General features: G+C 65.0%; 11 protein-coding genes, 1 tRNA gene and 4 pseudogenes. 9 read left to right on the top strand and 7 right to left on the bottom strand.

Annotation, left to right across the window (positions count from 1 at the left end; genetic code table 11):
- A pseudogene (locus NW75_RS18810) lies at positions 1-832 on the top strand (agmatine deiminase family protein); the annotation flags it as partial.
- Between the two features lie 140 nt (positions 833-972).
- Here the strand turns inward: NW75_RS18810 and NW75_RS18805 are convergent.
- Complete coding sequence (locus tag NW75_RS18805; RefSeq protein WP_310065973.1) at positions 973-2,202, bottom strand: NRAMP family divalent metal transporter; 1,230 nt, start codon at positions 2,200-2,202, stop codon at positions 973-975.
- A gap of 143 nt (positions 2,203-2,345) precedes the next feature.
- Between NW75_RS18805 and aguB the strand changes: the two genes are divergently transcribed.
- Entirely contained in the window at positions 2,346-3,197 is an 852-nt protein-coding gene (gene aguB / locus NW75_RS18800) for an N-carbamoylputrescine amidase (RefSeq protein ID WP_033966798.1), read from the top strand.
- 30 nt (positions 3,198-3,227) lie between these two features.
- Complete coding sequence (locus NW75_RS18795) at positions 3,228-3,794, top strand: DUF4337 domain-containing protein (RefSeq protein WP_033966796.1); 567 nt, start codon at positions 3,228-3,230, stop codon at positions 3,792-3,794.
- 6 nt (positions 3,795-3,800) lie between these two features.
- On the opposite strand, the gene NW75_RS18790 is transcribed toward NW75_RS18795, so the two are convergent.
- Positions 3,801-4,052, bottom strand: coding sequence for a hypothetical protein (locus NW75_RS18790; RefSeq protein ID WP_137902456.1), 252 nt, complete (start codon positions 4,050-4,052; stop codon positions 3,801-3,803).
- A gap of 46 nt (positions 4,053-4,098) precedes the next feature.
- Positions 4,099-4,761 (bottom strand): uracil-DNA glycosylase, encoded by a 663-nt coding sequence (locus tag NW75_RS18785; RefSeq protein WP_033966803.1) that lies wholly within the window; start codon positions 4,759-4,761, stop codon positions 4,099-4,101.
- Between the two features lie 23 nt (positions 4,762-4,784).
- Between NW75_RS18785 and folK the strand changes: the two are divergent.
- Positions 4,785-5,260, top strand: a pseudogene (folK, locus tag NW75_RS28420) (2-amino-4-hydroxy-6-hydroxymethyldihydropteridine diphosphokinase).
- A gap of 36 nt (positions 5,261-5,296) precedes the next feature.
- Positions 5,297-5,372 (top strand) — tRNA-Lys (locus NW75_RS18775).
- Between the two features lie 78 nt (positions 5,373-5,450).
- Here the strand turns inward: NW75_RS18775 and NW75_RS18770 are convergent.
- Complete coding sequence (locus tag NW75_RS18770) at positions 5,451-6,236, bottom strand: SDR family NAD(P)-dependent oxidoreductase (RefSeq protein WP_033966802.1); 786 nt, start codon at positions 6,234-6,236, stop codon at positions 5,451-5,453.
- Between the two features lie 108 nt (positions 6,237-6,344).
- Between NW75_RS18770 and NW75_RS18765 the strand changes: the two genes are divergently transcribed.
- The 3 genes and pseudogenes from NW75_RS18765 (at position 6,345) to NW75_RS18755 (ending at position 10,145) form a co-directional block, all read left to right on the top strand.
- Positions 6,345-7,241, top strand: coding sequence for a LysR substrate-binding domain-containing protein (locus NW75_RS18765; RefSeq protein ID WP_033966793.1), 897 nt, complete (start codon positions 6,345-6,347; stop codon positions 7,239-7,241).
- Positions 7,242-7,333: 92 nt separating this feature from the next.
- Positions 7,334-7,831, top strand: a complete 498-nt coding sequence (locus tag NW75_RS18760) for a phosphatase PAP2 family protein (RefSeq protein ID WP_033966791.1) — start codon at positions 7,334-7,336, stop codon at positions 7,829-7,831.
- Positions 7,832-7,983: 152 nt separating this feature from the next.
- Positions 7,984-10,145 (top strand): annotated as a pseudogene (locus tag NW75_RS18755) (TonB-dependent receptor).
- Between the two features lie 41 nt (positions 10,146-10,186).
- Here NW75_RS18755 and NW75_RS18750 read toward each other — a convergent pair.
- Positions 10,187-10,954: pseudogene (locus tag NW75_RS18750) on the bottom strand (helix-turn-helix domain-containing protein).
- Between the two features lie 72 nt (positions 10,955-11,026).
- Positions 11,027-12,019 carry a UDP-glucose 4-epimerase GalE gene (gene galE, locus NW75_RS18745; protein WP_033966790.1) on the bottom strand — a complete coding sequence of 331 codons (993 nt, stop codon included), beginning with the start codon at positions 12,017-12,019 and terminating at the stop codon, positions 11,027-11,029.
- 66 nt (positions 12,020-12,085) lie between these two features.
- Between galE and msrA the strand changes: the two genes are divergently transcribed.
- The gene (gene msrA, locus NW75_RS18740; protein WP_033966801.1) at positions 12,086-12,631 is read left to right on the top strand and encodes a peptide-methionine (S)-S-oxide reductase MsrA; all 546 of its coding nucleotides are present in this window, start codon (positions 12,086-12,088) and stop codon (positions 12,629-12,631) included.
- Between the two features lie 71 nt (positions 12,632-12,702).
- Here msrA and NW75_RS18735 read toward each other — a convergent pair.
- The coding region (locus tag NW75_RS18735) for a Sua5 family C-terminal domain-containing protein (RefSeq protein ID WP_331386190.1) at positions 12,703-13,111 on the bottom strand (409 nt) is incomplete at its 5' end.

The following is a 13,111-nucleotide window of genomic DNA, read 5'->3' as shown; positions in this document are numbered from 1 at the left end:
GGGGGCGCGGCGAGCGCGTGCTGCTCGTCGCCGCCAACGATGCGGCGGCAGCGGCCGCCGAGCGGCTGGCGGGCGATGTCGCGAGCGTCGTGGTCGAGCCGTTCGGCGACATCTGGTTGCGCGACACCGGGCCGATCGTGCTGTCCGACGGCAGCGCACGTGACTTTGGCTTCAACGGCTGGGGCGGCAAATATGATTTGCCGGGCGACGACGATATCGGGCGGCGGCTGGCCGCGCGCAAGAAACTGCCGGTCGAAAGCTGCGACTGGGTGCTGGAGGGCGGCGCGATCGACGGCGATGGCACCGGCTGGTGGTGACGACCGAGCAATGCCTGCTCAACCCCAATCGCAACCCGTCCTTGACCAGGAGCGAGATCGAGCAGCGCCTGCGCGACGATCTCGGGCTGGTCGACGTGCTATGGCTGGGCGACGGGTTGATGCACGACCATACCGACGGGCATGTCGACAATCTGGCGCGTTTCGTTGCGCCGGGGGTGTTGGTGATCCCGGAGGCGGCGGAGAATGACCCCAATTGGCTGGTCTATCAGCGCGCCGCGCAAGCCGCATCCGCCAAGGACGGCATCGAGCTGGTGCGGATCCCGTCGCCCGGTCGCGTGCTTCGCGACGACGAGATCGTGCCCGCCAGCTATATGAACTTCTACATTGGCAATGCCGCCGTCGTGGTGCCGCTCTACGGTGCGCCCAACGACGATGCTGCGGTGGCGGCGGTGCAGGCGCTGTTTCCGGATCGCGCGGCGGTGGGCTTGCGGGCGGACGCAATCCTGACCGGGGGCGGGAGCTTCCACTGCATTTCGCAGCAACTGCCGGCGTAACGGGGGGCATTGGGCTCCGCGCGCCGCCACTCTACCCGTTCGTTTCGAGCGTAGTCGAGAAACCTGCGCGACCTGTGACAGGTTTCTCGACTACGCTCGAAACGAACGGACAGGGGTACGATGGTCGTGGGGCCTCCCTCTTATTGCAAAACGAAAAACGCCAGCGACGCCACTGCCATCACGGCGGTGGCGATCCAGCCGATGACGATCATCGGCCAGGGCAGCGTCAGCCGGCCCATGATGCGGCGGTTGGTGGCGATCAGCATCATCACCGCCATCAGCGGCGCGGCCAGCACGCCGTTGACCACCGCGCTCCAGTAAAGCGCCTTGATCGGGTCGATCGCGGTGAAGTTGAGCGCGACCCCGCCCAACGTGGCAGCGGCGATGGTCGCGTAAAAGGCACGCGCCTCGCGCGGTTTGCGGCGCAGGCCCGAGGTCCAGCCCAGCATCTCGGACACGCCGTACGCAGCCGACCCAGCCAGCACCGGCACGGCCAGCATCCCCGTCGCGATGATCCCAACGGCGAACAGCGCGAAGGTAAACACCCCGGCGATCGGGCGCAGCGCTTCGGCGGCCTGCGACGAGGTCTTGATATCGGTCACCCCGTGCGCGTTGAGCGTGGCGGCGGTGGCGAAGATAATGAAGATTGCGATCAGGTTGGAAAAGCCCATCCCGATTACCGTGTCGTTGCGCACGCGCGCGAGCTCCGGGCCGGCCGCGCGGGGGGTGATGCACAAGGGCTTGGCATTGCGGCGGTGCATTTCCTCCACCTCCTGCCCGCTTTGCCAGAAGAAGAGGTACGGCGAAATCGTGGTGCCGAGGATCGCGACCAGCGCCATCGCATGGTCGGCGTCCCACGTCATGCCTGGCAGTACGGTGCTTTTCAGCGCGATCGACCACGGCACCTGCGCTGCAAACACCACCGCGACATAGGCGAAAAGCGACAGCGTCGCCCATTTCAGGATTGCGGCATAGCGTGGGTAACTGACGAAGGTTTCCAGGACGATACACACGACGCCGAAGGCGATCGTATAAACCAGCTCCGGTCCGCCAAGCAGCAGACGCAACGCCGCCCCCATCGCGCCGAGATCGGCACCGAGATTGATGACATTGGCGACCAGCAGCAGCAGCACGACCGCGCGCAGCAGATAGGGAGAATAATGCCGCCGCAGATTCTGCGCGATGCCGCAGCCGGTGACGAGGCCGATGCGCGCCGCGATCTCCTGCGTCACCACCATCAGCGGGTAGCTGAACAGCATCGTCCAGGCGAGGCCATAGCCAAATTGCGCACCGATCTGGCTGTAGGTGGCAATGCCGCTGGGATCGTCATCGGCGGCACCCGTAACGAGGCCGGGGCCAAGGGCGGCCAATATGTTTGCGGGGGGCGCGTCGTCGGGGCGATCGTGAGAAGGGCTTGGCATAACAGAGGGCTAACAGGTCGTGCGCGCGGAAGCGAGATGGCGGTGCGTTTGAACAGTGGCAGCCCCGCACCCACTCCCCTATATGGCGCGGCATGACCGAAATCACCGTCGCCGCGCTGCAGCTCGCCTTCACGTCCGATCTGGACGCCAACATCGCCCATGTCTCCGAACTCGTGCGCGAGGCGGCGGGCAAGGGCGCGCAAGTGATCCTGCCGCCCGAACTGTTCGAGGGCGAATATTTCTGCCGGATCGAGGATGAAGGACTGTTCGCGAACGCCAAGCCGGTAAGCGAGCACAAAGCGGTGCTGGCGATGCAGCGCCTGGCGCGCGAGCTGGGCGTGACGATCCCGACCAGCTTCTTCGAGGCCGATGGCCCGCACCATTACAATTCGCTGGCGATGATCGGGCCCGATGGCGCGGTGCAGGGCGTGTATCGCAAGAGCCATATCCCGGACGGCCCGGGCTATGAGGAGAAATTCTATTTCCGGCCGGGCAATACCGGCTTCAAGGTGTGGCCGGGGCCAGATGCCACGACGCTAGGCGTCGGCATCTGCTGGGACCAATGGTATCCCGAAACCGCGCGCGCGCTGATGCTGATGGGGTCGCAAGTGCTGTTCTTCCCGACCGCGATCGGCAGCGAGCCGCATGACACCTCACTCGACACCGCGCGGCTGTGGCGCCGCGCGATGGTGGGGCATGCGGTGTCCAACGTCGTGCCCGTGGTTGCCGCCAACCGCATTGGCGTGGAGCATGGCCAGACCTTCTACGGCACCAGCTTCATCACCGACGAGCGCGGCGACATTCTGGCCGAACTGGGCCGCGAGGAGACCGGGGTGATCGTGGCCACGCTCGACCTCGACCGCATCAAGCGCCACCGCGCCGCCTTCGGCTTCTTCCGCGACCGGCGGCCCGAGCTTTACGGGCGGTTGGTGCAGGACATCTGAGCTTCCACCGTCATGCGCTAGGATCTGTCCATGGAAATCGAAGTCAGCGCCGAAGCCAAGGACAAGCGGCTCAACCGCTGGGTGGCGATGACCGTCGTCATCCTGTCGGTGTTCATGGGGCTGGGCAACATCAAGGACGGCAACATCGTCCAGAACATGGCGCAGGCCAAAGCCGATTCGGTCGATCACTGGGCGCAGTATCAAGCGACCAAGACCAAGATCCACATCAACGAAACCGCGCGCGCCGAGTTGGTGGTGCTCTCGACCACACCCGCCGCGCGGGCGGCAGCGGCCAGCGCGATCGCCGGGCTTGACCGCGACATCACCAAATATCGCGCCGAAGTGCCGGTGCTGGCCAAGCAGGCGCAGGGCTTGGCTGACCGCTATGACGCGCTGAACGTCCATGACGACCAGTTCGACGCGAGCGAGGCGCTGATCGCCACCGCCATTTCGATGGCGGCGGTGGCGGCGCTGGCCGAGAGTTTCTGGTTGCTCGTGGCCGGGTGGGTGTTCGGCAGCTTCGGTCTGTTTATGGGGGTGTGCGGCTTTGCCGGCTGGGCGTTCCACCCCGATGTGCTGAGCAATTTCCTCGGCTGAAACGCGTCAGCGGCGCGGCGTCCCCACTTCGGCGCGCACCACCAGCGGTTTCTGGCAGCCATCGACCGTGCGCAGCACCGCCGCGATTTGCTGCGCGGGCGGTTCTTGCCCAAGCGGGCGAATGCTGGCGGTGGGGAGCGTGTCACTAGCCACGATGGCACCGTAATGTTGACACATCGGCTTGACCGCAGCCGTTCGGGCCTCGGGCGCGGCCGCGATCATCATGGGTGCCAACACCATCAAAGGGACAATCCGCATTGAAAGCCTCCGTTCAGAAGGCCGGATCATAACCGCAAAAACGCCGTTACTGCGAGTCCCGCAGTTCCAGCGCCCGCGCGAACACTGCTTCGAACATCTCGGTCGTCAGCCGCCCGGTATTCTGATTGTAGCTGGAACAGTGATAGCTATCGATCAGGATACGGCCATCGGGCATGCGGTGTTCGGCAAGGTGGCCGAAGCGGCATTTGGGCAGCTTGCCGCCGAGCATCTTGACCGCTGACTGGTGCGCGGTCTGGCCCAGCGCCACTAAGATGCGCGCGTGCGGGAGTGCCGCCGCCTGCCCCTCCAGGAAGGGGCGGCAGGTGCGGATTTCCTCGGGCGTCGGCTTGTTCTCGGGCGGCAGGCATTTGACCGCGTCGAGGATCATCGCGCCGTCGAGCGCCAGCGTATCGTCGGGCTTGCCTTCATACTCGCCGGTGGCGAGGCCGAATTTGGCGAGCGTGCCGAACAGCAAGGGCGCGGAGCGATCCCCGGTGAACGGGCGGCCAGTGCGATTCGCGCCATATTGCGCGGGCGCGAGGCCGATGATGCCGAGCCAGGCGGCAGGGTCGCCAAAGGCGGTGACGGGGCCGTTCCACCAATCGGGATGCTCGGCCTGCAGGCTTTCGCGCAGGGCGACGAGGCGCGGGCAGCGCGGGCAATCGCGTGGGGGTTCGGTTTCGGGGATTGGGCTGGGTGCGAAGTTCATCAAGGTGCGATAGGCGTGTTTCGGTGCAAAGCTCAACCTATGCCATCGCCCTCGGGTCCAACCGGTGTGGCCGCCACGGCGGCCCGGTCGCCGAAGTGCGCGCGGCGATCGCCGCGCTGGACGGCGTAGTCGCAACGTCCCCGATTATCGGTAGCGCGCCGCTCGGGCCGTCGATCCGGCGCTTCGCCAATGCGGCGGTGCTGCTGGAGAGTGCGCTGACGCCGCCGCAGATGCTCGCTCGATTGAAAGCGATCGAACGCGCGTTCGGGCGGCGGCGTGGCGCGCGTTGGGCGCGCGGGTGATCGACCTCGACATCGTGCTGTGGTCGGGGGGAATGTGGTCGACGGCAGGGCTGACCGTGCCGCATATCGCCTTTCGCGAGCGCGGCTTTGTGCTTGATCCATTACGCACGATCGCCCCCAATTGGCGCGATCCGGTAGCGGGCCGGACCGTCCGGCAGCTTCATGCGCGGCTGAACAAGCCGCAACCCCTGGGTTGACCGCGCCCGAACGCGCTCCTAACGCAAGCGCCGAGTGGGCCCGTAGCTCAGTTGGTAGAGCAACGGACTTTTAATCTGTAGGTCTCGGGTTCGAGTCCCGACGGGCCCACCATTCCCAAAGATCGGTCGCAGTTCCTTGCATCGCTGCCCCGCTGTCGGCGGCAAACGCCACCGGCAGCGGGGCTGGACGTTATGCGATCGTCGGAATGATCCCGCCTTCGGCGCGGATCGCCGCACCGTTGGTAACGGCGGCGAGCGGGCTGGCCAGATAGGTCACGATCGAGCCGATTTCGTCGGCGTCGATCAGGCGGCGGATCAACGAGAGCGGACGCAGCTTCTCGAAGAATTCGACCTCCTGCTCGGCCGCTGAGGCGTCCTTATTCTCGACCACCGACTGGATGAAATCGACGATCCCTTCGGAGCGGGTCGGCCCTGGCAACACCGAATTCACGGTCACCCCGGTTCCGCGCGTTTGTTCGGCCAGGCCGCGCGCAATCGACAATTGCGCGGTCTTGGTCATGCCGTAATGGATCATCTCGGCGGGGGGCAGCAGGCCGCTCTCGCTGGCGATGAAGATCACGCGGCCCCAATCGCGCGCCAGCATGCGCGGGAAATAATGCCGGGCGAGGCGGATGCCGCTGACCACGTTGACTTCGAAAAAGCGATGCCATTCCGCATCGCTGACCTCGACGAACGGTTTCGCTTCGTAAATGCCGAGATTGTTGACCAGAATATCGACCTCGGGCGCGGCGGCAATCAATGTTGCGGCACCCTCGGCCGTGGCGACGTCGGCGAGCACGCCGCGCACCGTGCCGAGCGCGGCGACTTCCGCGACTGCCGCGTCGAGCTTGGCCTGGTCGCGCCCGCTGACAATCACGGCGACCCCTTCCGCCGCGAGCCGCTTGGCGATCGCAAGACCGATCCCGGCGGTCGACCCTGTCACGATCGCCGTCTTGCCGTTGAGTTGCAGGTCCATCGTCATTTCCTTGCGTTTGTTGTGGATGCTGCAAACGTAAGGCGACCGTACATTCGTGATTAGAATGTGGGATTACATTTCAGAAGTGATTCGATATCATGAAAACCGATGGACAACCGGCTTGGCGATATCGAGGTTTTCCTGGCGGCGGCGCGCGCGGGCCGTTTTGCCGCCGCTGCCAAAGAGCTACGGCTGACTCCGTCGGCGGTCAGCCGCAGCGTCGCCCGGCTCGAGGCGCGGCTGGGCGTCGTGCTGCTGCGCCGGACGACGCGCTCGCTTGCCTTGACCGTCGAAGGCGAAACCTATCGCGAGCGCATGGCGCGGCTGGTCGCGGACATGGCCGAGGTGGAAAGCGGCCTGGGGCGCGAGACGCAGACCCCGCGCGGGACGCTGCGAGTCAATGCGTCGGTGCCGTTCGGTACGCAGTGCCTGCTGCCGCTGCTGCCCGCCTTCACGGCGCGCTATCCCCATGTCCTGGTCGATCTCGCTTTGTCGGATGCACTCGTCGATCTGGTGGAGGAACGCGCCGACATTGCGATCCGGATCGGGCCGCTGCGCGACACCCGCTTGCGCGCGAAGAAGCTTGGGCACAGCAAGATGCTGCTGGTCGCCAGCCCGTCCTATCTCGCGCATTATGGCATGCCGCAAACGCCAGACGATCTCGATACGCATCGCTGCCTGCAGTTCAGCTTTCGGCGATCGGTCGATGGCTGGCCATTTCGGCTTGGCCAGCGTGTCGTGCACCGCGTGGTTGAAAGTTGTTTTCTCGGCAATTCGGGCGATGTCGTCCGCCTGATGGCGGTGGCCGGTGGCGGGATCGCGCGCCTCTCCCGCTTTCACGTCGCGGAGGATTTACGCGGCGGGCGGTTGGTCGAAGTGTTGGCCGCCTATAATCCGGGCGATGGCGAGGATATCCATGCCCTCTATTCGGCGCAGGACCGTCTTGCCCCGCGCGTGCGGGCGTTGCTCGACTATCTGGACGAAGCGCTGATCCTGCCCGGCTGATTCGTCGCGAGTCGCAGAATGGAGCGCAAATGGGTCGTGTTTGCGGTATCCAAAACGGTGCTACGGCGTTCCACCCGCAGGGAGCGACAGTGATGACCCAGATAATGGTGGACGTAACGGCATTGGGCGGCGGCACTGTGCTGTTGCTGGCGGTGGTGCTGGCGGGCGGCTTTCTTGCGGTGCAGCGGCGCTGGTTGACGCTGGTGCTGGTGGTGGTCGGGACGACGTCGGGGTCGATCGCGGTGACGCTGATCAAGGGGCTGGTCGCGCGGGTGCGACCGCCGCTCGACGAACGGCTCGTTGCGGTGTCCTCGGCCAGCTTCCCGAGCGGCCATGCCGCCAACAGCGCGATCGTCTACCTCACCTTGGCGTTGCTGCTGGTGCAGACGGTGCATGGACACGCGGCGCGTGTCTATATTCTCGCGGCAACGGCGGTGCTGGTGGTGCTGATCGGGGTCAGCCGTCTCTATCTGCACGTGCATTGGCCGAGCGACGTCGTTGGCGGCTGGGTGTTCGGTACGATTTGGGCGCTCGGCTGGTGGGCGCTTGGCCGCAAATTGGGGGCGGACACCCGCGCTCAGCGGCCGTAAGTTCCGCCGCTTCATTCATCGCGCAGCAATCTTGTACGGCGCACCCGCCCACACGGTCGAATCGTTTCCGGGAGACGACGAATTGACCTTGATATAGTATTACATAACATCTATCGCACTGCAGCATCGTTCTCTGAAAGGCCGTCCCCCGCATGTTTCGAGCCACCTTGTTGTCCAGCGCCGCTCTGTTGTTTTTCGTGCCTGCCACTGCTTATGCCGATACGGTAGCCGCTCCGGCTGCGACGGCGGATGCGCCGGGTGCCGCGACCGACAAGACCAACGGCGGACCGGATATCGTCGTGACCGGGCGGCTTGATGCCGCGCGCGCTCGATCCAGCCTAGCCTCGGTGCGACGACCTACACCATCACCAGCGAGACGATTCGCGCCTTGCCCGGCGGTGACAATCAGCAGCTCAACCAGATCCTGCTGCAATTGCCGGGCGTGGTGCAGGATGGCGGCGGCCAGTTCCATGTGCGCGATGACCATAACAACCTGCAATATCGTATCAACGGCACGATCCTGCCCGAAGGCGTCGCCGTGTTCGGGCAGACGCTGAGCCCGCGCCTGGTCGAGCGGTTCGATCTGCGCACCGGCGCGCTGCCCGCGCAATATGGGCTGCGCACGGCGGGCATCATCGACATCACCACCAAGAATGGCTTCAAAAATGGTGGCGAAGTGTCGCTTTATGGCGGCACCAACGACACCATCCAGCCGAGCTTCGACTATGGCGGCTCGACGGGCAAAACCAATTATTTCGTTACCGGCAGCTACAAGCACAGCAATATCGGGATCGAGGCGGTCGATGGCGGCCGCACCCCGCTGCACGACGACACCGACCAATATCAGGGCTTCGTCTATGTCGACCACACGCTGAACGAGAACAATCGCGTGTCGTTCATGGGCGGCTATTCCGACCAGAGCTTCCAGATTCCCAATCCGCGCGGCCTCACCCCCAGCCACGGCTATAACGTTGGCGGCGTTACCAATTTTCTCAGCGACACTCTCGATGAGCGGCAGCACGAGCGCACTGCCTTTGGCCTTGCCAGCCTGTTGCACGATGCCGGCCCGGTCACGCTGCAGGCATCGCTGTTCGCGCGCTATTCCAGCTTGCGCTACACACCCGATACGCTCGGCGAATTGCTGTTCAACGGCATCGCGCAAAAGGCGTTCAAGCAGGACTTCACCTTTGGCGGTCAGGTCGAGGGTGTGTACCGCGCCAGCGATGCGCATACCCTGCGCGGCGGCGTGATCGTGTCGCGCGACCGCAGCAACAGCCAGACCTCGAGCCAGGTGTTCCCGGTGGATGGCACAGGCGCGCAAATCGGCCAGCCGATCACGGTCGTCGACAATGGTGCCAAGACCGAAATGACCTACAGCGTCTATCTGCAGGACGAATGGAAGATCGCCGCGCCGTTGATCGTCAATTTCGGTGGGCGCTTCGACCATTATGACGGCTATCGTTCCGAATCGCAGTTCTCGCCGCGCATTAATGCCGTGCTCACACCGTCCAAGGGGCTGACGCTCCATGCCGGCTACGCGCGCTATTTCTCGCCTGCGCCCTTCTCCAATGTCGCCACCAACAGCGTGTTGAAGTATCGCGGCACCAGTGCGCAGGCACCGGGCGATGACGGCGTCAACCCGCCGCTCGCCACCGTGCCCTTTGCCGAGCGGCAGGACTATTTCGATATCGGTGCCGAACAGAAGATCGGGCGGGTCACGCTCGGGATCGACGCGTACCACCGGCGCTCGAAAAATCTGGTCGACGAAGGCCAGTTCGGTGCGCCGATCATCCTGACGCCGTTCAATTATGCGCGCGGGCGGATCGACGGGATCGAAGGCAATATTTCCTATCAGCACGGCCCGTTGTTGGCTTATGCCAATTTTTCCTACGCCAAGGCCAAAGGGTTTTCGATCGCGTCGGGCCAGTTCAATTTTTCGCCCGATGACCTGGCCTATATTGCGAAGAACTACATCTATCTCGACCACGACCAGACCTATACCGGGTCGGCGGGCGTGTCGTACCGGTTCGATCAGGGCTTTCTGCGCGACAGCCGCGTGGGCGGCAGCATGATTTACGGGTCTGGCCTGCGCAAGGATGGCGACGTGCCCAATGGCGGCAAGCTGACGCCCTATGCGGTGTTCAACCTGACCGCGAGCCATGAGTTCAAGGGGCCGGGCGTGACGATCCGTGCCGACATCATCAACGTGGCCGACCGCGTCTATGAAATCCGCGATGGGTCGGGCGTGGGCGTGGGCGCACCGCAATTCGGTGCGCGCCGCGGCTTCCTGTTCGGGATCAGCAAGACGATCTGATGCCGTGTCCCCCTCCCGCGTGCGGGAGGGGGAGCGCACCATCAGCCGATGGTTACCCCGACGATCTGCCAGCGGCCATCGACATCGATCGAGCGTGACCGTTTCGATCGCGTCGGCCTTGTTGGCGAAGCTGGTGCGGAATTTGACCATCGTATAGCCGGCCGGCGGTGCCGGGACGTCCTCCTCGCTGACGAATCCCCGCGAGATCACCGCGCCAAGCGGCACGCGAACCTGCTGCGAGGTCCGCGACCAGACCTGCAACGTGTTCTGCTTGCGGAACGCCGGGCCGGTGCCGCGATAGCTCGCGTCCCAGTCATAATGGTCGACAAGGTCGAGCCAGTTGAGCGCCGCCGCCACCGCCTCGGCATGTGCCGGTGCAATGGTCGCGGTTGGCGGCGCGGTCGTGGGGCTCTGCGGCAGCGCGACAAGCACCAGGAGGGACAGGACAAGCGTCATGAGAACGACTCCGATCAGACGGGAGGAGGGGCGGTAGGTGCGCCCCGCGCCGACGACCGGCGTGCCGTCCTGATCGTCGTGGGGGGCGGTTGCGTCGTCCCCGATTCGCACGTCCCTAAGAAATCGGGGGGCAGAAACCCCGCGCCGCCCTCGGCGTCGAGCAACAGGCGTGCGGCCTCGCGGCTGCTCGAAACCGCCATCTTCCGCCGCGCATCGCGCAGGCGCTCGTTGATTGTATGGACCGACAGGCCAAGGTTGCGCGCGACCGACTTCGCATCGTGACCGCGCACGATCAGACGAAGCGTCTGCTTTTCCTTTTCGGTGAGCGCCCAAAAGGCGTCTTTCCCCGGCATCTCCATGCCTTGGCCTAGGTCGCGGACGGTAGTGCGACTACCCCCAAAAAATTCGTGGGTGCGCGCGGCGGTCTAGCGATCGCCCAACTTGCGTTCCCACGCCAGCGCATCGCGCACGATGAGATCGAGATCGGCACGCTGGGGCGTCCAGTCGAGCGTCGCCAGGATCGCGCGATTGTCGGCGACCAGTTCTCCCGCATCGCCCGCGCGGCGGCCCTCGATGACGCGGTTGAGCTTGCGGTTGGTCACGCGGTCGACCGCATCGAGCACTTCGAGCACCGAGAAGCCCTTGCCATAGCCCGCGTTGAGCGTGTGGCTCTTGGCGGGTTCGGCGATCAGCAGGTCGAGCGCCGCGACATGCGCCGCCGCCAGATCGCTGACATGGATATAGTCGCGCACGCCCGTGCCATCGGGCGTGTCATAATCGGTGCCATAGACTCCGACCGTCTCGCGCTTGCCCAGCGCCGCCTCGACCGCGATCTTGATGAGGTGGGTGGCACCGATCGTCGACTGGCCGGCGCGCTGCTGCGGATCGGCACCCGCCACGTTGAAATAGCGCAAGGCGGCATAGTTCATCGGATGCGCGGCGGCGACGTCGCGCAGCATCGCCTCGGTCATCAGCTTGGAGGTGCCATAGGGGTTGATTGGCACGGTCGGGTCGCTCTCGGCGATCGGCACGCGCACCGGCGTGCCATAGGTCGCGGCGGTTGAGGAAAAGATGAAGTGCTTGACGCCCGAGACGACCGCGCTTTCGATCAGCGCGCGGCTGGCGACGGTGTTGTTGCGATAATATTTGAGCGGATTGCTGACCGATTCGGGCACGATGATCGATCCGGCGAAGTGCATCACCGCCTGCACCTGATGGTCGCGCAGCGTCGCGCGGACCAGCGCATCATCCTCGATCTCGCCGCGCACCAAAGTCGCGCGTGGATCGACCAGCCAGTCGAAGCCGGTGCTGAGATTGTCATACACCACCACGCGGTGTCCCGCGTCCAGCAGTGCGAGCACTGCATGGCTGCCGATATAGCCCGCTCCGCCCGTTACCAGCACCGATCCGTCCAGCATTCTACCCTCGCTCTTTTTGTCCGGGCCCCGCGTCCCTATCTTGCAGCCCTAAACGAGGAGCGAATGATGGCAAGCGAAGTCGCAACCCTGGCAGGCGGATGTTTCTGGTGCACCGAGGCGGTGTTCAAGGACGTGATCGGCGTGGAGCGCGTCGAAAGCGGTTATATCGGCGGCAGCGTTCCGCATCCGACCTACAAGCAGGTGTGCGGGGGCGATACCGGCCATGCCGAGGCGATCCGCGTGACTTTCGATACCGATCAGGTGTCCTATGGCGACATCCTCGACATGTTCTTTGCAACGCACGATCCGACGCAGCTCAACCGCCAGGGCAACGATGTCGGCACGCAATATCGCTCGGCGATCTTCCCGGCGGATGATGCGCAGCGCGCCGAGGCCGAGGCGGCCAAGGCGCGCGCGGCGGCGGACTGGCCGGCCCCGATCGTCACCACGATCGAGCCGATGGGCGAATGGTATCCGGCCGAGGATTACCACCAGCAATATTGGGAAGGCGAAGGCCAGCGGAACCCCTATTGCCTGGCGGTGATCCCGCCCAAGCTGGCCAAGCTGCGCAAGAGCTTCGCCGCGCGGTCGAAGGCGGCGGTGAGCGCTTAAGGGTTCTTCTCTGCGATCTCTGCGCGAACAGAAGGTTTGTTCGCGCAGAGGCGCGGAGGACGCGGAGGGTCTCAGGTGTCGCGGTGCGCCGCGCGCCGCAGACGGTCGTTAATGGCTTCGCCGATGCCGTCGTTCGGGATTGGCGCGATCGCTATGGTCGTGCTCGGTGATGCGTCGGCCTGGTAGAGCGCGTCGAACAGCTTGGCGGCGGCTTCGATGAGGTTGGCGGTGGGCGACAGGTTGGTGTCGCCCGCGATTGTGCCGAAGCCGATCAGATAGTCTCCGTCCGTCGCTTCGGTCGCGTTGAGGCGGAGCGCTTTGCGCGGCGCATAATGGCTGGCGAGTTGGCCGGGGGCGACGATTGTTGCCCCCTCCCTCCACCCCGGCGAAAGCGGGGCCCAGGAGAGATGGCGGTTGTGGCGGGTGCTGCACGCAATGATTCCCCGCTCGCGACTGGGCCCCGGCGTTCGCCGGGGTGGA

The organism is Sphingomonas sp. Ant H11, assembly GCF_000797515.1.
Classification (GTDB): domain Bacteria; phylum Pseudomonadota; class Alphaproteobacteria; order Sphingomonadales; family Sphingomonadaceae; genus Sphingomonas.
Note: the sequence above shows the minus strand (reverse complement) of the source record. Positions and strands in the feature narration are given on the sequence as shown.

Coding starts and splice junctions, on each gene's coding strand:
- aguB (WP_033966798.1), top strand. CDS start 2,346: ATGACCGAAATCACCGTCGCCGCGCTGCAGCTCGCCTTCACGTCCGAT.
- NW75_RS18795 (WP_033966796.1), top strand. CDS start 3,228: ATGGAAATCGAAGTCAGCGCCGAAGCCAAGGACAAGCGGCTCAACCGC.
- NW75_RS18790 (WP_137902456.1), bottom strand. CDS start 4,052: ATGCGGATTGTCCCTTTGATGGTGTTGGCACCCATGATGATCGCGGCC.
- NW75_RS18785 (WP_033966803.1), bottom strand. CDS start 4,761: ATGAACTTCGCACCCAGCCCAATCCCCGAAACCGAACCCCCACGCGAT.
- NW75_RS18770 (WP_033966802.1), bottom strand. CDS start 6,236: ATGGACCTGCAACTCAACGGCAAGACGGCGATCGTGACAGGGTCGACC.
- NW75_RS18765 (WP_033966793.1), top strand. CDS start 6,345: ATGGACAACCGGCTTGGCGATATCGAGGTTTTCCTGGCGGCGGCGCGC.
- NW75_RS18760 (WP_033966791.1), top strand. CDS start 7,334: ATGACCCAGATAATGGTGGACGTAACGGCATTGGGCGGCGGCACTGTG.
- galE (WP_033966790.1), bottom strand. CDS start 12,019: ATGCTGGACGGATCGGTGCTGGTAACGGGCGGAGCGGGCTATATCGGC.
- msrA (WP_033966801.1), top strand. CDS start 12,086: ATGGCAAGCGAAGTCGCAACCCTGGCAGGCGGATGTTTCTGGTGCACC.